Origin of the sequence: Jatrophihabitans lederbergiae, from assembly GCF_031845305.1 — a bacterium.
GTDB classification, from domain to species: Bacteria; Actinomycetota; Actinomycetes; order Mycobacteriales; family Jatrophihabitantaceae; genus Jatrophihabitans_A; species Jatrophihabitans_A lederbergiae.
Window position 1 is genome coordinate 1 of sequence record NZ_JAVREH010000299.1, and the last position, 244, is coordinate 244.

The 244-nt window shown below is 64.3% G+C and carries 1 pseudogene; it reads left to right on the forward strand.

The features are described from left to right. Window positions 1-118, forward strand: a pseudogene (locus tag RM423_RS25300) (transposase); the annotation flags it as partial. Between the last annotated feature and the right edge of the window lie 126 nt (window positions 119-244).

Below are 244 nucleotides of genomic sequence, written 5' to 3' on the forward strand. Positions count from 1 at the left end.
CGCCACCGCTGCCCGAGCCGCGTTCGACGATCTGGCCGAGAAATGGGGGCCCCGCTACCCGGCCGTGATCCGGCTCTGGGACAACGCCTGGGCTGAGTTCATCCCGTTCCTCGACTATGGAGGCTGTTGCAGTATGCGTGTCGCCATGCCGGTTTCCAGCAGCGGTTTGGGAGAATTGGTTTATGGCGAAGGGGTATCGTCCGCTGCGGCGTGACCAGGGGTTCCTGCTACCGCCGAACATGCG